This is a genomic window from Mycolicibacterium sp. lyk4-40-TYG-92 (assembly GCF_030209435.1).
Classification (GTDB): domain Bacteria; phylum Actinomycetota; class Actinomycetes; order Mycobacteriales; family Mycobacteriaceae; genus Mycobacterium.
In genome coordinates, this window is record NZ_JARVRX010000006.1 from 82,527 (window position 1) to 102,076 (window position 19,550).

Annotated in this window: 22 protein-coding genes; 10 read left to right on the forward strand and 12 right to left on the reverse strand. The window is 64.4% G+C overall.

Annotated features, from left to right (window positions below):
- Positions 1-178 precede the first annotated feature (178 nt).
- A complete protein-coding gene (locus tag QRN63_RS12085; protein ID WP_267318318.1) occupies positions 179-1,405 on the forward strand; it encodes an AI-2E family transporter in 1,227 nt (408 codons plus the stop codon).
- 157 nt (positions 1,406-1,562) lie between these two features.
- Positions 1,563-1,811: a microaggregate-binding protein 1 gene (gene mbp1 / locus QRN63_RS12090; RefSeq protein WP_267318319.1), complete on the forward strand. Its 249-nt coding sequence runs from the start codon at positions 1,563-1,565 to the stop codon at positions 1,809-1,811.
- Between the two features lie 104 nt (positions 1,812-1,915).
- Here mbp1 and QRN63_RS12095 read toward each other — a convergent pair whose 3' ends face one another.
- The 3 genes from QRN63_RS12095 to QRN63_RS12105 all read right to left on the reverse strand — a co-directional run bounded on the left by QRN63_RS12095 (position 1,916) and on the right by QRN63_RS12105 (position 3,597).
- On the reverse strand, positions 1,916-2,635 hold the full coding sequence (locus QRN63_RS12095; protein ID WP_285030964.1) for a hypothetical protein: 720 nt from the start codon (positions 2,633-2,635) through the stop codon (positions 1,916-1,918).
- A gap of 7 nt (positions 2,636-2,642) precedes the next feature.
- Positions 2,643-2,969, reverse strand: a complete 327-nt coding sequence (locus QRN63_RS12100) for a DUF732 domain-containing protein (protein WP_267318321.1) — start codon at positions 2,967-2,969, stop codon at positions 2,643-2,645.
- Positions 2,970-3,135: 166 nt separating this feature from the next.
- Complete coding sequence (locus QRN63_RS12105) at positions 3,136-3,597, reverse strand: nuclear transport factor 2 family protein (RefSeq protein WP_267318322.1); 462 nt, start codon at positions 3,595-3,597, stop codon at positions 3,136-3,138.
- Positions 3,598-3,686: 89 nt separating this feature from the next.
- Here QRN63_RS12105 and QRN63_RS12110 point away from each other — a divergent pair, with 89 nt between their 5' ends.
- The gene (locus QRN63_RS12110; protein WP_285030965.1) at positions 3,687-4,247 is read left to right on the forward strand and encodes a TetR/AcrR family transcriptional regulator; all 561 of its coding nucleotides are present in this window, start codon (positions 3,687-3,689) and stop codon (positions 4,245-4,247) included.
- Positions 4,248-4,253: 6 nt separating this feature from the next.
- Here QRN63_RS12110 and QRN63_RS12115 read toward each other — a convergent pair whose 3' ends face one another.
- The gene (locus tag QRN63_RS12115) at positions 4,254-4,670 is read right to left on the reverse strand and encodes a DUF5313 domain-containing protein (protein ID WP_267318324.1); all 417 of its coding nucleotides are present in this window, start codon (positions 4,668-4,670) and stop codon (positions 4,254-4,256) included.
- 202 nt (positions 4,671-4,872) lie between these two features.
- Here QRN63_RS12115 and QRN63_RS12120 point away from each other — a divergent pair, with 202 nt between their 5' ends.
- A complete protein-coding gene (locus QRN63_RS12120; protein ID WP_285030966.1) occupies positions 4,873-5,361 on the forward strand; it encodes a MarR family winged helix-turn-helix transcriptional regulator in 489 nt (162 codons plus the stop codon).
- A 439-nt stretch (positions 5,362-5,800) separates the two neighbouring features.
- Entirely contained in the window at positions 5,801-6,958 is a 1,158-nt protein-coding gene (locus QRN63_RS12125; RefSeq protein ID WP_267318326.1) for a T6SS phospholipase effector Tle1-like catalytic domain-containing protein, read from the forward strand.
- Between the two features lie 26 nt (positions 6,959-6,984).
- Here QRN63_RS12125 and QRN63_RS12130 read toward each other — a convergent pair whose 3' ends face one another.
- From QRN63_RS12130 to QRN63_RS12155, 6 genes are all read right to left on the reverse strand, one after another.
- Positions 6,985-7,656: an HAD family hydrolase gene (locus QRN63_RS12130; protein ID WP_285030967.1), complete on the reverse strand. Its 672-nt coding sequence runs from the start codon at positions 7,654-7,656 to the stop codon at positions 6,985-6,987.
- A gap of 99 nt (positions 7,657-7,755) precedes the next feature.
- Entirely contained in the window at positions 7,756-8,499 is a 744-nt protein-coding gene (locus QRN63_RS12135; protein ID WP_285030969.1) for a cutinase family protein, read from the reverse strand.
- Positions 8,500-8,719: 220 nt separating this feature from the next.
- On the reverse strand, positions 8,720-11,617 hold the full coding sequence (locus tag QRN63_RS12140; protein WP_267318329.1) for an MMPL/RND family transporter: 2,898 nt from the start codon (positions 11,615-11,617) through the stop codon (positions 8,720-8,722).
- Positions 11,614-12,039 carry an MmpS family transport accessory protein gene (locus QRN63_RS12145; protein WP_285030970.1) on the reverse strand — a complete coding sequence of 142 codons (426 nt, stop codon included), beginning with the start codon at positions 12,037-12,039 and terminating at the stop codon, positions 11,614-11,616. The genes QRN63_RS12140 and QRN63_RS12145 overlap by 4 nt, the downstream gene beginning before the upstream one ends.
- A 240-nt stretch (positions 12,040-12,279) precedes the next feature.
- Entirely contained in the window at positions 12,280-12,747 is a 468-nt protein-coding gene (locus QRN63_RS12150) for a DUF5078 domain-containing protein (protein ID WP_285030971.1), read from the reverse strand.
- Positions 12,744-13,115, reverse strand: a complete 372-nt coding sequence (locus QRN63_RS12155; RefSeq protein WP_285030973.1) for a DUF732 domain-containing protein — start codon at positions 13,113-13,115, stop codon at positions 12,744-12,746. The genes QRN63_RS12150 and QRN63_RS12155 overlap by 4 nt, the downstream gene beginning before the upstream one ends.
- Before the next feature lie 129 nt (positions 13,116-13,244).
- Between QRN63_RS12155 and QRN63_RS12160 the strand changes: the two genes are divergently transcribed.
- Both QRN63_RS12160 and QRN63_RS12165 read left to right on the forward strand, forming a co-directional pair.
- Entirely contained in the window at positions 13,245-13,916 is a 672-nt protein-coding gene (locus QRN63_RS12160; protein ID WP_267318537.1) for a TetR/AcrR family transcriptional regulator, read from the forward strand.
- A gap of 43 nt (positions 13,917-13,959) precedes the next feature.
- On the forward strand, positions 13,960-14,799 hold the full coding sequence (locus tag QRN63_RS12165) for an ABC transporter permease (protein ID WP_267318332.1): 840 nt from the start codon (positions 13,960-13,962) through the stop codon (positions 14,797-14,799).
- A 9-nt stretch (positions 14,800-14,808) separates the two neighbouring features.
- Here QRN63_RS12165 and QRN63_RS12170 read toward each other — a convergent pair whose 3' ends face one another.
- The gene (locus tag QRN63_RS12170; RefSeq protein WP_285030974.1) at positions 14,809-15,180 is read right to left on the reverse strand and encodes a MerR family transcriptional regulator; all 372 of its coding nucleotides are present in this window, start codon (positions 15,178-15,180) and stop codon (positions 14,809-14,811) included.
- Positions 15,181-15,240: 60 nt separating this feature from the next.
- Here QRN63_RS12170 and QRN63_RS12175 point away from each other — a divergent pair, with 60 nt between their 5' ends.
- Both QRN63_RS12175 and QRN63_RS12180 read left to right on the forward strand, forming a co-directional pair.
- Positions 15,241-16,104, forward strand: coding sequence for a polysaccharide deacetylase family protein (locus QRN63_RS12175; protein WP_285030975.1), 864 nt, complete (start codon positions 15,241-15,243; stop codon positions 16,102-16,104).
- Between the two features lie 320 nt (positions 16,105-16,424).
- The gene (locus QRN63_RS12180; RefSeq protein WP_285030996.1) at positions 16,425-17,006 is read left to right on the forward strand and encodes a PAS and ANTAR domain-containing protein; all 582 of its coding nucleotides are present in this window, start codon (positions 16,425-16,427) and stop codon (positions 17,004-17,006) included.
- 39 nt (positions 17,007-17,045) lie between these two features.
- Here the strand turns inward: QRN63_RS12180 and QRN63_RS12185 are convergent, their stop codons facing one another.
- Positions 17,046-17,963 (reverse strand): LysR family transcriptional regulator, encoded by a 918-nt coding sequence (locus tag QRN63_RS12185; RefSeq protein ID WP_285030976.1) that lies wholly within the window; start codon positions 17,961-17,963, stop codon positions 17,046-17,048.
- Between the two features lie 198 nt (positions 17,964-18,161).
- Between QRN63_RS12185 and QRN63_RS12190 the strand changes: the two genes are divergently transcribed.
- Positions 18,162-19,532, forward strand: a complete 1,371-nt coding sequence (locus tag QRN63_RS12190; RefSeq protein ID WP_285030978.1) for an SLC13 family permease — start codon at positions 18,162-18,164, stop codon at positions 19,530-19,532.
- Positions 19,533-19,550: the final 18 nt, after the last annotated feature.

The following is a 19,550-nucleotide window of genomic DNA, read 5'->3' on the forward strand; positions in this document are numbered from 1 at the left end:
TTATCTTGCTTGTTCTGGGATACGCCTTGGCCGTACCGATTCTCGAGACCATCGGTGCGATCTTGGTCGTGATCGGTGCGGTCCTGTGGATCCTGGGCGCCGTCGGACGGCCGGTCGCGGGACGCAAGGTCTGGTTCTAGCCGGGCCGTAACCATTCCTGCGCACCGCGGGCACTACGGTGACGAGCGCCCGGCCACGCGGTAACCGCGAACTACCCGACGAGGCGAAACACGTAGAGACAACGGGCGAGCCCGGCCAGTCGGCGCACCACGACATGGTCGGGCAGCCGCACGGCACTGATGACGAGCCGATCGCCGCCGCCGAAGCCGTCGCTGCGGAGATGAAGACCGACGCCCGTCCCCATGGCGAACTGGGCCGACGGTTCGATCGGCACTCGCCCTTCTTCGTCGGGATGACGGCGGCGGCGGGTGTGGCCGTGACCTACGGCGCCGTGCACATGCTCGTCGCCGCACAGTCGGTACTGGTGCTGATCGGGGTGGCGTTCTTCCTGGCATTGGGACTGGAACCAGCTGTCTCATGGTTCGTCAACCACCATCTGCCGCGGTGGCTCGCCACCACAACGGTTTTCATCATCTTTCTCGCGTTGATGGCCGCCTTCGTAGCAGCGGCCATTCCGCCGCTGTCGCAGCAAGCCACCCAACTGATCCATCAGGCGCCGCAGTACATTCAGCAGGCCCAGAGCCACTCGTCCACGATCGGAAAACTCAACGACCGCTTCCACATTCAGCAGCGGATCACCGACACGATGAACGGATCGGGTGGCTCGATACTCAACGAGATCGTCACCGCCAGCTCGGCGGTGTTTGCCGCGTTGGCCGATGTGCTGATCGTCATCGTGCTGACCGTGTACTTCCTGATCGACTTCCCGCGCATCCGCGCAACCCTGTATCGCCTTGTCCCCCAGACCCGTCGGCCGCGCGCGATCCTCATCGGTGACGACGTCTTTGCCAAGGTCGGCGCCTACGTGCTGGGCAACGTGGCGATATCGGCGATCGCCGCACTGGCCACCGCGGTGTGGCTGACCGCATTCGATGTGCCCTACCCGCTGCTGCTCGGCATCTTCGTCGGACTTTTCGATCTCGTGCCCGTCGTCGGCTCGACCATCGCCGGAGTCGTGGTGGCGGCGGTGGCGCTGACGGTGTCCTTACCCGTATGTGTCGCTACCGCAGTCTTTTTCGTCGTATTTCGAGCTCTTGAGGACTATCTGCTGGTCCCCCGCATCATCGGGCATGCCGTCAAAGTGCCCGCTTTGGTCACCGTGGTCGCGGTGCTCATCGGCGGCGCGCTGCTCGGCATCGTCGGGGCGCTGGTGGCCATCCCGGTCGCTGCCGGCGTGCAGCTGATCGCTCGCGAGGTGTTGTTCCCGCGTCTGGACGACACCTGAGCACCTGATCTCGGCCATCACACGCAACACCTCATTGTCCGGCAGGTCACAACGCTGTGGCGTTTCGAGTCGCGGCAGATCGGAAATTCTCCAAACAGGGCGCGGCAAAGGGATACCGCTCCTGAATATCCATCCATCAGTACCGGAAGGGCAGACAATGAGCGACAAGCAGAACACCGGACCCGAGGAAGCCGTGCGCGGCGTGGTGGAAGGTGTGAAAGGCAAGGCGAAGGAAGTCATCGGCACCGTGACGGGCCGCGACGACGTCGTGCGCGAGGGCCAGGCCCAGCAGGACAAGGCCGATGCGCAGCGCGACGCCGCGAAGAAGGAAGCAGAGGCGGACGCCGCACGCGCCGGAGCCGCAACAGCGGAGAAGCGACAGGAAGCTGAGCAGCAGCGTCGCTGACTCACCGATTGGCCCAGCCGGGATTCACCCCGGCTGGGCCAATTGCTGTGCGCACGTTCATTTTTCGTTGCATTCAGGCAGCTCGCGCGCACCGCGCCACAGCGTCATTCGACAAGCTTGGTCAGGCAGTACACCCGCTTCGGTGCCGTGAAGACCATCGCCTTAGCCGCAGTGGCACAGGCTGATTCATCGACGCTGCCATCCACGCGCTGGGCCACCTTGAATACGCCCGTGTGCGAGTTGGCGATCGTCGGAGCCTGCGCGCAGTCGATATTCTTGATGCTCTTACCGGTGAGATCCAGCGCGTAGCAGTCCCCCTCATGCAGGTTCAGCGCGAAGCACAAGGTCGCAGCCTTCGGGTCATCCTGATTGCTGGTGGCGTAGAAGTACGGACCTTCCGACGGCGCCTTGCCGTCCGGGCACAGCCCCTTCGAGGTCTCGCCCGCCAATTCGTAGACAGCATCGGATGATTCGCAGCTGGTCGAGGTGAAATGGAACTTCTCGTAGTCGCCGGTGGTCACGCACTGCCCCGATTTCAGCTGGGTGCCGAAGGCAGTGGTGTGCAGCCCTTTGCGGACCACGTTGGCGACGCCGCCGATGACGAACAACACCACAACTACGACCACGACCCACATCCACGGCTTGACCCCCGACTTGCGCGGCGGCGGCGGAAATCCCGGATACATGTTCGGGGCACCGTAGTTGGGCTGCGGCTGGCCGGCCCAGGGTTGCGGGGTCGGCGCCGGCCAACCTGGCTGCGGTTGCCACGCCGGCTGCCCCGGCGGCGGCGGATCCCATGGGTTCTGCGGTGGTGGTTGAGTCATGCGCTGGTCAGTTCGGGGCCGACGTGCACAAGATGCCGTGCGCAGCCTTCGCGAGCGCACCGGTGGGGCCCGCATCCGCGCCGTACTGCCCGGCGAGCGCGCCGACGACGTCGGACCGCGACTGGCCGCTGAACGCCATCTGGCACGCCTGCAACCCGGCCTGCAGAACCGCGTCGTCATCACCAGGGAAGCCCGCATTGCGGGCCTGGTTGATGAACCGCTGCTGTTCCGGTGTGAACGGCAGGGGCCACGCCGATGCGGTCCCCGCACCCGCGACGGACAATGCCGAGAGCGCGGCTACCGCGCCGGCAATCAGGCGAATCTTTACGGACATTTCTCTCCCCCAGGGTGTCTGATCCCGCCGATCGCGGAACGTCAACATGAATGAGCCTAATGCTCGCTACGGGCGACGCCAGTCCCATATCCATCCGCCGAACGAAGACGCAACTCGACGGCGTCCGGCCGAGTTACGCCTTCCCGGAAGGTGCTGCGCCCGTTGTCTACCGGAGCGGAAGTTCGACTCCTCGATCACGCTCGGGCCGCGGGCCGAAGATACGCCGATCCCCCTCGCTGATTCGGACGTCGTTGATGCTCGCCTCGCGTCGTTCCATCAAACCGTCCGCGTCGAACTGCCAGAGCTCATTGCCGTAGCTGCGCCACCACTGGCCCGCGGCGTCGTGCCACTCGTACTGGAACCGCACGGCCATGCGGTTCCCACGGAACCCCCACAGCGCCTTGCGCAGGGCATAGTCCAGTTCGCGCTCCCACTTGGCGGTCAGGAACTGGACGATTTCCTCGCGACCGGTGACGAACACGTCCCGGTTACGCCAGACCGAGTCAGGCGTGTACGCCAGGGCGACGCGCTGCGGGTCGCGGGTGTTCCAGGCATCCTCGGCCGCTTGCACCTTCTGGAGTGCGGTTTCTGTCGTGAACGGCGGGACGGGCGGGCGCTGTTCGGTCATGTCTTGCTCCATTCTATTGAGAACGTGCGTTCTCTACGTGACTCGACTATCGTAGGGAACGAACGTTCTCGACGTCAAGGATGGATTCGATGCCCGCGCCGATCAGCGACGAACAGAAGGCCCGCGACCGCGAGGCGCTACTGGACGCCGCCGAGGCACTCTTCTACGAGCGCGGCATCCAAGCCGTCGGCATGGACGACATCCGCGCTGCGGCAGGGATCGCACTGAAGCGCATCTACGGACTCTTCGCGACCAAGGAGGACCTCGTCGTCGCCGTGCTGCAGCGCCGGGACCGCCGCTGGCGAGGCAACCTGACCAATTACGTGGAACATCACACAGATCCGCGAGAGCGAGTTCTGGCGGTCTTCGACTGGCTCGGGCAATGGTTCGCCGAGCCTGGCTTCCGCGGCTGCGCCTGGATCAACGCCTACGGCGAACTGGGCGCCGCCTCTCCGGCAGTCCTGGCCGAGGTACGCGGCCACAAAGAGGCGTTCCACGAACAGATCGCCGGCTGGGTCGCCGCCGCCACCGACGCGCCGGCGGAACCCATGTGCCTGTTGGCCGAAGGCGCGATCGTGACCGCCGCCATCACCGGAGACCCCGCGGCAGCGCTGCGGGCCCGGGAGGCTACCGAAGCCCTGATGGGATGACGACCATCAGAACGGCCGGCTGTTCGCCTGCCATTTGGCGGATTCCGGTCGCGGACCGAAGCGCTCGACGTAGCGGTCGTGCATCTGCGACTGCTTCTGCCGCAGGACTTCGTCGATCAGGTTCGGGTCGAGGCCATGCTGACTCAGCCGGTAGCGGCGCCACACCTTGTTGAGCACGAACGCCATCACGAGGGCCCAGAAGTAGATCGGCAGCGTCATTTCTGAGTGCACGTACACCGACGCCGGCAGCAGCCACAGCGGCGCCAGTACGAAGATCGGCGGGATGGCGTACCGGATCATGTGCCGGCGCACGGCGCCGTCGTCTGTCAGGTCCTGACGCACCCATTCCCGCAGGTGATCCGGTAGGCGACGCCCGTAAGCGTAGGTGATGCGCTGCCAGAAAGTCGGACTGTCGGCGACCATGACGACTCCTTTGATTGATCAGATCGACGAGCACCATGCTTGTCGCATCCTAATAGTTAGGACACTATCAATTAGCTCACTATTCCAGTAGGTCCGAGGAGCGTGATGCAGGCCGCAGCTGAGCGCGACGGCGCCGAACGGATCAATCCACCATCGTGGGCGCAAAGTATTAGGGCCCTAACTGCGTAATAAACTCAGCATCATGTCCGCTGCCCCGGAAGACGTAGACCCCTTGGCGCTGGAACGGCAGGTCTGCTTCGCGCTGGCCATCACCAATCGCGCGGTCCTTGCGATCTACCGACCACTGCTCGAACCACTCGGGCTGACGCATCCGCAGTACCTGGTGCTGCTGGCCTTGTGGGACAACACAAAAGCCAAGCAGGACCCGTTGACCGTCAAGCAGATCGCCGCGCTGTTGCAGATGGATTCGGCCACCGTGTCCCCGATGCTCAAACGCCTCGAGGCGCTCGAGTTCATCAGCCGCACCCGCAGCGCCACCGACGAACGCACCACACACATCACGCTGACACCGAAAGGTGTCGCGCTGCGTCGCCGTGCCCTGAAAATTCCGCCCGCGGTCGTCGAACAACTCGGCGTCGGCCTCGACGAGCTGGAACGCCTTCACGACGTACTCACCAGAATCAACGCAGCTGCCGTTGCCGCCGGCACCCTGACCGCCAAAACCGGATAACCGACCGACGAAGCCGGCACAGGCATCGACGATTTACCCGCTTGACGAATTCGCCCTGGCCGCGCTTACACGACATTTGCTCAGCAGGACGCGACGTCGACGCCAGGCGAACAATCACGCCGGAGCTTGCACGAGGGCCTGCAGACTTTCGCGGGTTTTGGCACAAATCCAAAACCCGCGCTAACCCAATGGCCCGACAATTGATCTCACGACCGCCACCGAGATACCTTCGCGGGTCAAGATCATTTTCTTGCGGGTGGCGGACCCTTATCTGAATCACTGTGAAAATAGTTATCCGAAGCGACAATTGAGATTGCTGTGGCAGTTTCTCCTCGGCACCAGAATGATTTTGACGCGGGTTGTCGACCTTTTTTGCACGATCGATCCGAAATGGACGTCAGGTGGTTACCGTTTCTGAACGGCGGTAGGGAGGGGCACGATGTCCAAGCGAATAGTGGTGTGCTGCGACGGCACCTGGAATACCCCCGACCAGCACAGCGGTGGCACCCCTACCCCGACCAACGTCACCAAACTCGCCTTGGCGATCGCCCGCAGCGATCCACACGGCGTGGAACAACGCATCTTCTACCATCGCGGCGTCGGAACCAGCCGCTCCGAACGCATCCGCGGCGGCGCCTTCGGCTTCGGACTGGCCCGCGATGTCCGCGACACGTACCGCTTCCTGGTGGACAACTACGAACCCGGCGACGAACTGTTCTTCTTCGGCTTCAGCCGCGGCGCCTTCACGGCCCGCAGCACCGCCGGGTTCGTCCGCAATTGCGGAATCCTGCGCCGCGAGTACGCCGACAAAATCGGCGAGGCGTACAGCTTCTATCGCAGGCGCAGCAGCACCAGCCACCCCCGGAGCATCGAGGCGACCCTCTTCCGAAGCTCGTACTCCCACGAACCGGACATCCACTTCATCGGCGTCTGGGATACCGTCGGAGCGCTCGGCATCCCGCTGAACGGGCTGCGCCTGGTCAACCTGTTCAACCGGCGCTTCCAGTTCCACGACACCGCGCTGAGCACCAAGGTCCACGGCGCATTCCAGGCGCTGGCGATCGACGAGAAGCGCGGGCCCTTCCGGCCCGCCGTCTGGCAACAGGCACCGAACGCGCCCAAGTCTCAACACGTCGAGCAGGTGTGGTTCGCCGGCGTGCACTGCGACGTCGGCGGCGGCTACAACCCGCCCGGCCTCAGCGACATCACCCTGCCGTGGATGGCGCGGCAAGCGCACAAGTACGGTCTGCACTTCGAGCCCGGTGCCTTCGATTATCGGGAGAGCGCGTACGCCCCAGACCCGGATCCGACCGCGACCATGGCCGACCGGACCTCGGTGCATCCGGACCCACTGCAGCTACCAGAGAACTCACGCACCCGCTTCTATCGGCTCATCCCGCCATACGTCCGTCCGATCGGCACGACTGACTGGGACCGCGAATCCATCGCCTCGACCGCAGTCGAACTCCATGACGCAAAGCTGCACTACTACGAACCGAAAAACTTGGTCGCCTACATCAGCGGCCCACACAACATGGAAAAGATCGAGCTGCAGACGGGGTGGCGACCTCCGATCGAAGCGCCTGAACAACCTTGACCGCAGCCCAGTCCGCGCGACGCCGCTCAGCCGAGCAGGGCGCCGATGGCGCTCTCCGGCAAGTTGTCCAGTAACGCGCGCGGACTTTCGAAGACCTCAGCCACGCCGGCGGCACGCAATTCATCGGCGCCCACTCCGCCGGTCAAGAGACCGATGGACGTGACCCCAGCCCGCGCGCATGCTTGCGCGTCCCAGATCGCGTCGCCCACGAACACCGCCTGTGCGGGACCGACACCCGCCTTGTCCAGTGCCACCTCGATGATGTCGGGATCGGGCTTGGCCGTGTCGACATCGCCGGACATGGTCACTGCCGACACGACGTCGTCACAGTCGAGGACGCCCCGCGTCAGTTCCAACTCGTCCTCGGGTGCCGAGGTGGCCAGGACCACCTGCAGGCCCAGATCAGCGACTCGGTGCAAGAGCTCGCGCGCACCGGGTAGCGGCCGCATCAATCCAGCCGCCTGGCGGTAATAGCGGCTGTGCAACTGCTTGACCCGCTGCTCGACTTCGTCGGGCAGATCGCCGCAAAGGTCGTGGATCAGCGACGTGCCGTCCATGCCGATGCATCGATGGACGCGCCATGCCTGCACCGGCAGTTGTTCCTCGGCGAACGTGCGCAGCCACGCGTGTACGTGCAGGTAATTCGAATCAACCAACGTGCCGTCGACGTCGAACAAGACCGCTGGGTGTTGCGCCATACCCCGGCGAGTACCCCCGATCAGGGCCGCCTACACCACACTTGTCCGACAACCGGCCGACCGCGAATTACCTTGGCAGTGCTGCGGTTACGCGCTCGACTAGTTGACGCCAGAGGCCTGGGCGGTCGACTGGGCCGGCTTGGCCGCGCCCCCGATTCGGCTCACCACGTAGTCGGCGGCCCGGTCGGTGAGCCCGCGCGCCGGGTACGCACCGTGGGCGCCCTGATCACTGCCGGTCGGCGAGCACACCGGATCCTCGGGGATGCAGATGTCATCGGTCTTGCCGACGTAGCGCGGGCCGACGGTGATGGGCGGCGCGCCCGTGTAGATCATCTGCAGGAACCCGCTGGACGGCTTCCCGAAGAGGACGACCGCGGCCACGTGGTCGGCGGTCGCTGCCGGCATCGGCCCGGTCAGGCCCGGTGGCAGGGTGAAGCCCTGCGGCACGGTGTCCTCGGTGATGTACGCCGCGACCGCCGCGCCCTGCGAGTAGCCGCCGAGCACGACCTTGGTGTTCGGACACGCGTTCGTCGTGGCGATGACCTTGTTTCTCGCGTCGATCACGCCGTCGGCGGCGGTCGCGAAATCAAGGGATGCAGGGTAATCGACCGCGTAAGCATCGACCGACTTTCCAGGCGCTTTCGCGCGGAGCGCATCCACAAACGCCTGCCCCACGCCACCGACACCCGCGGGCTCGAAGGTGCCTCTGGCGAAAACCACCTGTACGTCCGGGCACGCCTCGGCAGTGGCACTGCCGGACCCGGCGACGCCCGCGGCAACGCCCGCGCTCGTCACGAACACTGCCGTAACAGCAGTAACCAACCATCTTTCATTTCGGTTCATCTAGACCGCCCCAACTCGACCTGAAACCCGTAACGGGGCAATGGCCCCGGTTCTCCCAATTACTGTCTACCCCATCCGGCCCAGTCGAATCCCCCACCGTCCAGTGATTCACACCACGCAACAGAGCTCGCCTCGGCGAAATCGGCTGCCTCGAACCGGAAGTCAATGGATCGGGTGGGCGGATGCCGATACCGACTGTCTCAGCCCAGGAGCACCGGCCTCAGACGGACGCCAGGTCGGATTCACGCGGGACCGGCTTCGGCCACGGCTGCGGAACCGGACGCTGACGCACGCGCTGCGGCCACCAGAACCAGCGTCCGAGCAGGCTGGCGATCGACGGCGTCATCAGAGACCGCACCACCAGGGTGTCGAACAGCAGACCCAGACCGATGGTCGTACCGACCTGGCCGATGATGATCAGCTTGCTCACCGACATGGACATCATGGTGAAGGCGAACACCAGGCCCGCCGAGGTGACCACCGAGCCGGTGCCCACCATGGCGCGGATGATGCCGGTGTTGAGGCCGGCGTGGATTTCCTCCTTGATCCGGGACACCAGCAGCAGGTTGTAGTCCGCGCCCACCGCCAGCAGCACGATGACCGACATCGGCAGCACCATCCAGTGCAACGGGATACCCACGATGTGCTGCCAGAGCAGTACCGAGAGACCGAAGGCCGATGCCAGGCTGAGCACCACCGTGCCGACGATCACCGCCGATGCGACGACCGCACGGGTGAGGACCAGCATGATGATGAAGATCAGGATCAGTGCCGCGGCCGCGACGATCATGAGGTCGTAATCGGCACCGATCTGCATGTCGTTGTACATCGCGGCGCTGCCACCGAGGTAGATCGAGGAACCCTCGAGCGGCGTGCCCTTGATCGCGTCGGCCGCCGCGACCTTGAGCGGCTCGATGCGCGAGGTGCCCTCCTGTGTCAGCGGGTTACCTTGGTGAATGATGGTGAACCGCACCGCATGTCCGTCGGGCGACATGAACAGCTTGAGACCTCGCTGGAAATCTGCAGTCTCGAAGGCTTCCGGCGGCAGGTAGAACGAATCGTCGTTCTTGGCCGCGTCGAACGCCTCGCTCATCGCGGTGCCGGTCTGCTGCATCGCGATGGTCTGATCCTGCTGCGCCTTCTGCATCTGGTACTGGTTCAGCAGCACCTGCTTCTGATGCTTCATCGACGCGATCTGCTTGGGCATCGTCGCGACCATCTTGGGCATGAGGTCGGCCATCCGCTGCATGTCGGGAACGATGGCCTGGAAGTCATCGGACATCAAACTGATGCCGTCGATGCTCTCGAAGACCGACCGCATGGACCAGCACACCGGGATGTCGAAGCAGTGCGGCTCCCAGTAGAAGTAGTTGCGCATGGGCCGGAAGAAATCATCGAAGTCCGACAGGTGATCTCGAGTGTCACCCATGTCATCCGAGGTGGTCTTCATCTTGTCGGCCATCCGCTGCGACACCGCCGCCAGATCTTTCTGGACGCTCATCATCTCGGTCATGGCGTCGATGCTGTTCTGCAGATCGTCGGCCTGAGAGAGCAGATTATTCAGATTGGTCTGCGTGTAGTCGTTGTTCATGAGCTGCGTGGAGCCGCTCTGTCCGACGGTGTACGGGATCGTCGAGTGCTTGATCGGGTCACCGTCAGGTCGGGTGATGGTCTGCACCTGGGCAATTCCGTGCACGTTCTTCAGCGCCTTGGCGATCTTGTCGATCACCAGGAAGTCCGCCGGGTTCCGCAGATCATGATCGGACTCGACCATCATCAGATCCGGGTTCATCTTGGCCTGCGAAAAGTGCCGGAATGCAGCGTCATAGCCGACGTTGGCGGGGATGTCCTTCGGCAGGTAGATCCGGTCGTCGTAGATGGTGTGATAGCCCGGTAGCGCGATCAGACCGACCAGTGCGGCCACCACGGCGCCGACCAGGATGGCGCCGGGCCAGCGCACCGTGGCGGTGCCGACCCGATGCCAGCCGGCGGTTCTCGTGTTCTTGCGGGGCTCGAGGACCCGGCGGAAGCGGGTTGCGACCGAGATCACCGCCGGCCCCAGGGTCAGCGCCATCGCGACCACCATCACCATGCCGATGGCCAGCGGGAAGCCCATGGTCTGGAAGTACGGCAATCGGGTGAAGTGCAGGCACAGCGTGGCGCCGGCAATCGTCAGGCCGGAGGCCAGCACCACGTGCGCGGTGCCGTGAAACATCGTGTAGTAGGCCGATTCTCGGTCTTCTCCGGCCCGCCGGGCCTCCTGATAGCGACCAATCAGGAAGATGACGTAGTCCGTCGCCGCGGCGATCGCCAGCGTCACCAGCAGGTTGGTGGCGAAGGTGGTCAGCCCGAAAACGTTGTGGTAGCCCAGGAATGCCACCAGACCGCGCGCCCCGGAGAGTTCGAGCACGACCATCACCAACACGAGCAAGGTCGCGATGACGGATCGGTAGACCAAGAGCAGCATGACCGCGATGACGCCGAAGGTGACCAGTTCGATGAGCTCCATGCTCTTGTCGCCGACGACGTTCTGATCGGTGCTGGTCGCTGCGGGACCGGTCACATAGGCCTTCACCCCTGGCGGAGCGGGGCTTTCGGTGGCGATGTGGCGCACCGCGGCGACCGAGTCGTTGGCCAGCGTCTCGCCTTGATCGCCTGCGATGTAGACCTGCACGTAGGCCGCTTTGCCGTCGCGGCTCTGCGCGCCCTTGGCGGTCAGGGTGTCGCCCCAGAAGTCCTGGACGTGCTGGACGTGGGTGGTATCGGCGCGGAGGTCAGCGACCATCTTGTCGTAGAACGCGTGCGCGTCGGCTCCCAGCGGACGGTCGCCTTCGAGCACGATCATCACCGAACTGCTGGTGCTGTATTCGTCGAACACCTTGCCCACGCGTTTGGTGGCGATCATCGACGGCGCGTCGTTCGGGCTCATGGACACCGCGCGCAGCTTGCCGACTTCCTCGAGCTGCGGGACGACGGTGTTCAGCGCGGCGATGACGCCGATCCAGGCCAGGATGATCAGCACCGCGAACCGGCGGAGGAATCGCGGTATCCCCTTGTGCCCCTTGGCTTCTACCGCCGGAATGGCATCGGTCTGGGCCTCGTCGGCCGGCGCGCTCATGCGGCCTTCACAAAGCAGAAGGTTTCGGCGTTCATACCGGTGGCGGTCCTCTCTTCTTTGACCACGTCATCGACACTGACCCGGCAGCTGATGCTGTTGCCGTCGCCCTGGGCCAGGATGTTGGGCTGGACCGAGGGCAGGGTGGTCTGCAGGACCAACGTCCACGGCAACGACACCCCCGCGGCACGCTGCGGCTTGCCTTCGAGGTCCATGTAGTTGATGGTGGCCGTGCTACCCGTGCCGTAGATCTCGTACTTGACGAACTTGGGGTTGAAGTCCTCGGCGTTGTCCGAACTCTTTTCGGTGATCACAACCGGGTTCGAACCGAACACCTGGCGCACATTCGACACGATCACCACGCCGCCGGCCACCGCGGCGATCACCAATATCGGTAGCCATGCCCGTTGAAACACTCTTGTCATCGCTGCCTTCTCCAGAAGTTGCCGACCGCACGGTCGTCGGGCATGCGGAAGCGCACCACCGTTGGTGGGCCCCCGGACATCTAGCTAGGTAACCTAACGGAAAAAGTGGATAGAGTCCATCCATTTAAATGTCGTCTTCGTTACAACCCCACACCGGCCAACTGCATTCCTGCCGCGTGCAGAAAAATCCGATCCCACCGGAAAACCCTTGGTCAGCAGGAAAATTCAGATGCAGATCGCTCAGCTGTTGGTGGCAAAGTCCCAGACCTGCATGTTGCCGGCCGGGTAGCTCAGGCACACGTCGGTCGCCTTGGCGACCACACCCTTGTTGTTGAAGAACACCTTGGCCCAGTTACCCCAGTGCGTGGCCACCTGCTCGTAGTAGACGTTGGTGGCGGTGTCCTCGGAGTACTGCCGGCGGCCGGCCTGGTCCAAGGAGAAGAACCAGTGGATGCGGTCCTCGGCCATCTGCTGGATGTCGGCGGGCCGGTTGTTCCGGTCGATCATGTAGCGCTGGTAGTACACCGGACTGGTGTCACGTACCGCCTGCAGGTACTGCTCGGCGTCGCAGGTGGTGGTGATGATCCGGTGCGGGATCGGGTAGTCGTCGGTCGCGTCAGCGGCAGCCGGCCCGGCCAACGACAGAGCGGTCGCCGTAAGACCGAACGCCATGGCAGCCAATCCGGCACGGCGGGATCTGAGCGTCATGCGCGGGCTCCTGTCTGCGACTGATGCGCGGCGTCTTCCAGTACCGAGTGCTTATCGGGGCAATAGAAATCTATTGCGGCGCTGAGGAATTGCCAGTTCTGCTGGGTGGCGTTCTGCCGCGACAAGTTGGTGGCGACGAACTTGGCCGACTGATAGGCGTCGCGGTCGACGTTGTTGTCCAGCCGCTGGCAGGCGATCTTCCCGAGCCACGCGTTGTAGTCCTTCGGACCATAGATCCCGTAGGTGTGCAACTGATTGGCGAAGTCCGTATCGGGATCGGCGGACGCGGCGCCGGAGCCGGACACCGCCATGACGATTCCGATCGCAGTGGCAGCCAGCGCAGGTACGGCCCGGTGGTGTCGTGTCATGCTGCGCCCTCCCGATCGCGGATCACCACCATCGTCAGCCGATTGCGGTGTCGGCATGAAACTATTCAGGTAAGTGGATGAAGTCAATCCACTTACCTGAATGGTGTCCCGGATTACACTGCGTGGGTGATGACCCGCCCGGCCACAGATCGACCGTTGCGAAAGGACGCCGCGCGCAATCGTCAGCGAGTGATCGACGCGGCCCGCGATCTGTTCGCCACACAGGGCCTGAGCGCGACGCTCAACGAGGTGGCGCACCACGGCGGGATCGGCGTAGGCACGGTCTATCGCAGGTTCCCCACGAAAGAAGAGCTTTTCGAAGCCATCTTCGAGGACGCGATCGACGAGATCGCCGCAGTGGCCGACGAGGCATTGGAATTCGACGATTCCTGGCAGGGCTTCGCCTGGTTCACCGAACAGATGGCCCAGCAGACGGCCACCGACCGTGGCCTGCGAGAGATCCTTTACGGCAAGGGCGGCGGGGGCAATCGGGTGGAGGCGGCGCGTACCCGCCTGGTGCCGAAGCTCGCGAAACTTGTTGAGCGCGCCCAGAAAGACGGCCATATGCGGCCGGGGATCACCGAAAGTGACATGCCGATCCTGGGCCTCCTGGCCGGCACCGTGAGTGAATTCGCCGGGCATGTCGACCCCGAACTGTGGCGGCGGTACGTGGCGATCTTCCTCGACGGTCTGCGCAATCGCGATGGGCAGGACAAGCTGCCGGTCGAGGCGCTTGACGAGGACCAGGCGGCGATCGCCATGACCACCGCACCGCCGGGATCCTGCTTCTTCAAGGAGTAGTGGGCGGCTGGTGGCCGGCGCTGCTGCCAGGGAAACTCGACACATGCGCGGCGCCGAACCTCTGCTGACTCCAACGCTCGTCATCGTGTGTGCGGTGATGGCCCTGGCGGCGGCGATGGTGAACCGCTTGGTGCTCAACGGCTCAGCGTGGGAGGCGCCGAGCGCCGCCGTGCGTGCGGCACTTCAGCTGGCGGCAGTGTCGACCGTGCTCGCAGTCGCGCTGCAGCGGCTGTGGTCGTCGATGCTCGTTCTCTTGGTGATGTTCGTCGTCGCCTCGATTACTGCCGCTCGTCGCAGTCAGGCACAGCACGGCGCCTGGTGGTTGGCAGTCGCTCTCGCCGCCGGCATGGTCATGGTGATTCCGCTGCTGACGCTCACCGGTGTGGTGCCGTTCACCGGCGTCGCCGTGGTGCCTGTGTTCGGCATCGTCCTGGGCGGGACGATGACCGCATCGGCAGTGGCGGCGCGGCGGGCACTCGATGCGCTGACCCAGCGCGCCGGTGAGGTGGAAGCGGCTCTCAGTCTTGGTCTGCCAGAACGTTTCTCGCGGATGTTGGTCATCGAGCGGCCGCTGTCGGATGCCCTGTTGCCCAATCTGGATCAAACCCGCACCGCGGGACTGGTCACCCTTCCCGGGGCATTCGTCGGCGTGCTGCTGGCGACCGGCTCGGCCGCACAGGCGGCGGCGGTCCAGGTCCTGGTACTCGTCTCGCTCTTACTCGCGCAGGTCTGCGGCGTCGCGGTCGTCGGGGAACTCGTGGCCCAGGGAAAGATCACGCGGCCGAACGCCGCGATCGCGCCGCCTGGCCGCGCCGGCGCCGGCGCCGTCCTGGCACGGAGACTCGGGGCGATCAGGCCGCAACAATCAAGAACGGGTCCATAGCCAGGCGGCTCAGCGGCGCCGAAGGCCTTCAGAGGCGGCGGAGATGACATCGTCGAGAACCGCTCGACGACTCGTCAGCTCGCGGATCTGTTTCTCCAGCCTCAGACGCTCGGCCGTGAGATTCTCGACCAGACGGGGCGTGGCCGTCTCGGCGGGGCCCCCGTCCACATCACGCATGCATGGCAGCAATTTGGCGATGCTCTCACTCCCCAGCCCCGCGGCGAACAGTTCCTGGATGTGGATCACCCGGTCGACGGCGGCGTCAACGTACTCGCGTTGCCCGGTGGGAGTTCGGTCGGAGACCAGTAGCCCTCGCTGCTCGTAGTAGCGCAATGAACGCTCACTCACACCCGTTCGCCGCGCCAGCTCGCCAATGCGCATGGACCCGTTATACCTCGCCGACTTGCCCCTGACATCGGTGTCAGGCCGTACCGTCCGACCATGACAGCCCGGGAACACGAACCGCCCTTCGTCTACAGTCCGATCACCGAGCGCCCGCCGCTGTTCTGGCCGGGCGGCGCCAAGGTCGCGGTGTACGTCGGCTTGAACATCGAACAGTTCCTGCCTGACGAACCATCGACGAGCATCTGGCCGGGCACCGCAGAGTTGTGCCCCGATCCCCTCAACTTCGGATGGCGCGAATACGGCGCGCGCGTCGGCATCTGGCGGACCATCGAAGCGCTTGATGCGCACCACGTCCGCCCCAGTGTCCTGTTGAACTCCAACGTGATTGACGCCTACCCGCAGATCGTGGCCGCGGGGCTGGACCGCAATTGGGTGTGGCTGGCCCACGGACGGACGAACTCCAAGCTGCACACCGCGATGACGGTCGAGGACGAGCGCATCGAGTTGCGCCACATCACGGAAACGATCGCCGCGGCGACGCGTCGGCAACCCAACGGATGGATGGGACCGGGGCTCACCGAAACCCACCACACCCCAGAGTTGCTGGCCGAACTGGGTTACAGCTATGTGCTCGACTGGACCAACGACGACCAGCCCTACCGATTGACCGTGCCGGGCATGCTCAGTGTTCCCTATTCGGTCGAACTGAACGACCTTCTGCTCTTCTCCAAGGGCTACACAGGAGCCGAATTCGTCCAGATCGTCGTCGACCAGTACGAACAACTGCGCGCCGACTCGACCTCGGGTGGTCGCGTCTTGGCTCTCGCGCTGCACCCCTTCGTGATCGGTCAGCCGTTTCGCCACAAGTACTTCGAAGAGGTGCTGCGCTATCTGTCCGCCCAACCGGACGCATGGCTCGCCACGAGCGACGAGATCGCCGAACACTTCCTGACGCAGTAGGCGGGCACGTACCTGTTCGTCGCCCCGAGACGACCTTCGTCAAATCGAATCGGCGAATGCCACACGGCAGCTTCACTTCTGACGATGTTTGAGTAGCTCAGCTCGTGTCTCCTGCCACTGTGCCCGTTCTGGTCGTTCCTCTGCGGCCATCGCGCTCTTGAGGTTGTATTCGGGTGTGGAGACAGTGGTTGTCGTGCACCTTCTGCGCACGATCGAGGTGAGCGGTGCCGGACGGATTCAGCGATGAGCCGGCAGCGGCGGCGCGCGGCGCCCAATCGTGGGAGGTCGCCGCTGTACTGGCAGGCGGCTATGCGCAGACGATCGGACGGTTCCAGTACGTCGTCGCCGACCAACGTTGGGTGTGGTCCGATGAGGTCGCCCGCATGCACGGCTACGAACCCGGGCAGGTTGAGCCCACCACCGAGCTGCTCCTGAGCCACAAGCACCCCGACGATCGAGCCGAAGTCGCCGAGATTCTGCAACGGGTCACAGCGGGCGGCCTGTTCAGCAGCCGGCACCGGATCATCGACGCGGCGGGGAACACCCACTGGGTGGTGGTCGTCAGCGATCACCTGATCGACGACTCCGGCCACCCGGTGGGAAGTCAGGGCTACTACATCGACGTCAGCGCAGGCTTGCAGGCCGATCTGACCAAGGCAATGGCCAAGGTGGTGGAGTCGCGCGAGATCATCGACCAGGCAAAGGGCGTGCTGATGGTCGCATACGGCGTGAGCGCCGATCAGGCCTTCGGCATCCTCACCTGGCGGTCGCAGGCCTCGCAGCGCAAGCTCAAGGATGTTGCGGCGGACTTCGTCAACAGGTTGATGCGTGAAGGTCTGTCTGCTGACAGCGTCAGCACCATCGATCGCCTACTGCTGCGGGACGACGCCGCAGGGGACTGAAATTCATTGCAGGACAGCCCGGTTCAGCTTTTCGCACCGTTATCGTTCGTCGAAGCCCTCTTCCAGTCTGCGGGCTGCCGCTGCGCTCACCGCAATCGCCTCGTGCGCCGCTGGGCTGAGCCGTCGCTCGGCGAGGTGGGCGATGAGGATGCGCCGCTGCGGTGGCCGCGTCGCAAGCTTGATCGTGCGCACGTCCGGTCGTGGGTTCAACACGGCCAGTCGCGGTGCGATCGCGACACCCAGTTCTACAGCGACCATGGCCTGCACCTCGCCGTAATCGTGCGCGAACACGCTGGTTCGCGGAGCGAATCCGCCTTTCTGGCAAAGTTTTTCGAGCGTCTGAGCCACCGGATGGTCGTCGGCGCGCACCACCCATGCCTCGTCCCTCAATTCACCGATACTGATGGAGTCCCGGTCGGCCAGGCGGTGATGCTCAGACACCAGCAACATCGTCGGGTCGTTCATCAGGTGATGGCAGCTCAATGTCGGATCGTCGATCCTGTTCCACTCGTAGTCCCACAGCAGGGACAACTCGGTCTCCCGTCGGCGCAACGCGTCGACCAACCGGGAGAAGCGGCCGCTGAGCACTGTCAGGTCCACACCGGGATGCCGCGTTTTGAACTCCTTCACCACGAGGGGCAACAGCGAAGAACCGGCGGTCGGGAAGGTACCGATCGCCAGACCGCCCGCGCGCAACCCTCGTATCTCGGCGAGCTCGGCGTCGGCAGCCTGCAGTTCGACCAGAATCCGTTCGGCGTGGCGCACCACCGCGCGTCCAGCCTCGGTCAGCACCACGCCCCGGGCATGTCGCTCGAGCAGCGGCTGAGCCGCTTCCTTCTCAAGCTTTGCGATCTGCTGCGATACCGCCGACGTCGTGTAGCCGAGCGCGTCGGCGGCCGCGGTGATGGAGCCGTGAACGGCGACCTCGCGGAGCGTGAACATGCGGTTGGTATCCATTGCGGCCACTCTCGCCGGGTTAAGCAAAATTTAAGTGCACTGTATCAATTCGACATTGTCGTTAAGTCCCCGCGTTCCTAGCGTGATCTAGGAAATCATCAACACAGCGTGTGACACCGAGCACATCGCCGTTCCCGCCTTCGTGGCACGGCAGCTCGCTGGATGCGCCACACAAGTCGCAGGAACTGAGAGCACACCATGACCTCTGTCGAAGTACTGCCCCTGATTGCGCTGGTGGCGATGTTCGTCATCGCCAGCTTCTGCCCGATAAACGTCGGCATCCTCGGCTTCATCGGCGCGTTTGGCGTCGGCGCCTTCATCCTCGGATATGACGACAAGCAGATCCTTGCCGCGTTCCCCAGCTCGATCGTGCTGACGATCATCGGCGTCACGTACTTCTTCGGCATGGCCAAAAAGAACGGAACGATCGACCTGCTGGTCAGCGCCTGCATCCGGGCGGTCCGCGGTCGCGTCACCGTAGTGCCGTGGGTGTTCTTCTTCTGCGCCTCGGCGCTGACCGCGCTGGGAACGTTCAGCCCCGCCGCGGTCGCCCTCATCTCCCCTGCCGCCATGTCCTTCGCCGCGCGAACCAAGATGAGTCCGCTGGTCATGGGCATCCTGACGGTCAACGGCGCGCATGCCGGCGCGTTCTCACCCATCTCGGTATCCGGGGTCCTGGTGTGCGACATCGTCGAATCCAATGGCCTGAGCATCAGCCCCTGGACGCTGTTCTTCGCCAGCTACGGCGTCAACCTGCTGCTGTCGGTGCTCACAGTCGTCGGCTACGCCGCTCTCGCCCGTACCCGCAATCTCGAGTTCAGCGCCACCCCTTCGGCCGTCGCCGAGGAACCGACCGAGACCGGCGGCCCGGGTTCGGCACCCTGTCATCACACGCCTACCGGTGGCGGCACCGGGCTGCTGACTCGCCCCGTGCAGACCGACGTCTTCGTCGACGCTGCGCCCGCACCGGTGACCCGCGTACAGAAGCTGACTCTGGCACTCATCGGTATCGTCCTGATCCTGGTGCTGGTGTTCCACCTGCCGATCAGCTTCATCGCCATCGCCGCCGGTGCGGTCCTGGCGTTCACCGACCTGTCCAAGCAGAATGAGGCCATCGCCGGCATCAGCTGGTCGACGGTATTGCTCGTCGCCGGCATGATCACCTACATCTCCGTGCTCCAGGAAGTCGGCACCATCGACCACCTCGCCGGGATGGCCATCACGATCGGCGCGCCGCTCCTGGTCGCTGTGGTGCTCTGCTACGTCATCGGCGTCACCTCCGCCTTCGCCTCCTCCACCGCGCTGATGACCGCCGTGATCCCAATGGCCCTGCCCCTGCTGCACACCGGGGCACTGCCTGTCGTCGGAGTTGTTGCCGCACTGGCAATCTCGGCCACCGTCGTCGACGTCTCGCCCTTCTCAGCCAACGGCGCACTGGTACTTGCCAGCGCCCAGGGCATCGCGCGGCCGCGGTTCTACCGGCAGCTCCTGCTCAATGCCGGCATCGTCGTCGCGGTCGCGCCCGCCCTGTGTTGGCTGATCCTGGTCGTCGTCCCCACCCTGCTCTGACATCCAAAAGCCTTAAGT

What these genes read in the sequence shown, in the direction of transcription:
- QRN63_RS12185 (WP_285030976.1), bottom strand. Translation starts at nt 17,963, where the DNA reads ATGGATACCAACCGCATGTTCACGCTCCGCGAGGTCGCCGTTCACGGC.
- QRN63_RS12125 (WP_267318326.1), top strand. Translation starts at nt 5,801, where the DNA reads ATGTCCAAGCGAATAGTGGTGTGCTGCGACGGCACCTGGAATACCCCC.
- QRN63_RS12105 (WP_267318322.1), bottom strand. Translation starts at nt 3,597, where the DNA reads ATGACCGAACAGCGCCCGCCCGTCCCGCCGTTCACGACAGAAACCGCA.
- QRN63_RS12135 (WP_285030969.1), bottom strand. Translation starts at nt 8,499, where the DNA reads ATGAACCGAAATGAAAGATGGTTGGTTACTGCTGTTACGGCAGTGTTC.
- QRN63_RS12155 (WP_285030973.1), bottom strand. Translation starts at nt 13,115, where the DNA reads ATGACACGACACCACCGGGCCGTACCTGCGCTGGCTGCCACTGCGATC.
- QRN63_RS12145 (WP_285030970.1), bottom strand. Translation starts at nt 12,039, where the DNA reads ATGACAAGAGTGTTTCAACGGGCATGGCTACCGATATTGGTGATCGCC.
- QRN63_RS12120 (WP_285030966.1), top strand. Translation starts at nt 4,873, where the DNA reads ATGTCCGCTGCCCCGGAAGACGTAGACCCCTTGGCGCTGGAACGGCAG.
- QRN63_RS12190 (WP_285030978.1), top strand. Translation starts at nt 18,162, where the DNA reads ATGACCTCTGTCGAAGTACTGCCCCTGATTGCGCTGGTGGCGATGTTC.
- QRN63_RS12100 (WP_267318321.1), bottom strand. Translation starts at nt 2,969, where the DNA reads ATGTCCGTAAAGATTCGCCTGATTGCCGGCGCGGTAGCCGCGCTCTCG.
- QRN63_RS12150 (WP_285030971.1), bottom strand. Translation starts at nt 12,747, where the DNA reads ATGACGCTCAGATCCCGCCGTGCCGGATTGGCTGCCATGGCGTTCGGT.
- mbp1 (WP_267318319.1), top strand. Translation starts at nt 1,563, where the DNA reads ATGAGCGACAAGCAGAACACCGGACCCGAGGAAGCCGTGCGCGGCGTG.
- QRN63_RS12165 (WP_267318332.1), top strand. Translation starts at nt 13,960, where the DNA reads ATGCGCGGCGCCGAACCTCTGCTGACTCCAACGCTCGTCATCGTGTGT.
- QRN63_RS12130 (WP_285030967.1), bottom strand. Translation starts at nt 7,656, where the DNA reads ATGGCGCAACACCCAGCGGTCTTGTTCGACGTCGACGGCACGTTGGTT.
- QRN63_RS12160 (WP_267318537.1), top strand. Translation starts at nt 13,245, where the DNA reads ATGACCCGCCCGGCCACAGATCGACCGTTGCGAAAGGACGCCGCGCGC.
- QRN63_RS12110 (WP_285030965.1), top strand. Translation starts at nt 3,687, where the DNA reads ATGCCCGCGCCGATCAGCGACGAACAGAAGGCCCGCGACCGCGAGGCG.
- QRN63_RS12175 (WP_285030975.1), top strand. Translation starts at nt 15,241, where the DNA reads ATGACAGCCCGGGAACACGAACCGCCCTTCGTCTACAGTCCGATCACC.
- QRN63_RS12115 (WP_267318324.1), bottom strand. Translation starts at nt 4,670, where the DNA reads ATGGTCGCCGACAGTCCGACTTTCTGGCAGCGCATCACCTACGCTTAC.
- QRN63_RS12140 (WP_267318329.1), bottom strand. Translation starts at nt 11,617, where the DNA reads ATGAGCGCGCCGGCCGACGAGGCCCAGACCGATGCCATTCCGGCGGTA.
- QRN63_RS12170 (WP_285030974.1), bottom strand. Translation starts at nt 15,180, where the DNA reads ATGCGCATTGGCGAGCTGGCGCGGCGAACGGGTGTGAGTGAGCGTTCA.
- QRN63_RS12095 (WP_285030964.1), bottom strand. Translation starts at nt 2,635, where the DNA reads ATGACTCAACCACCACCGCAGAACCCATGGGATCCGCCGCCGCCGGGG.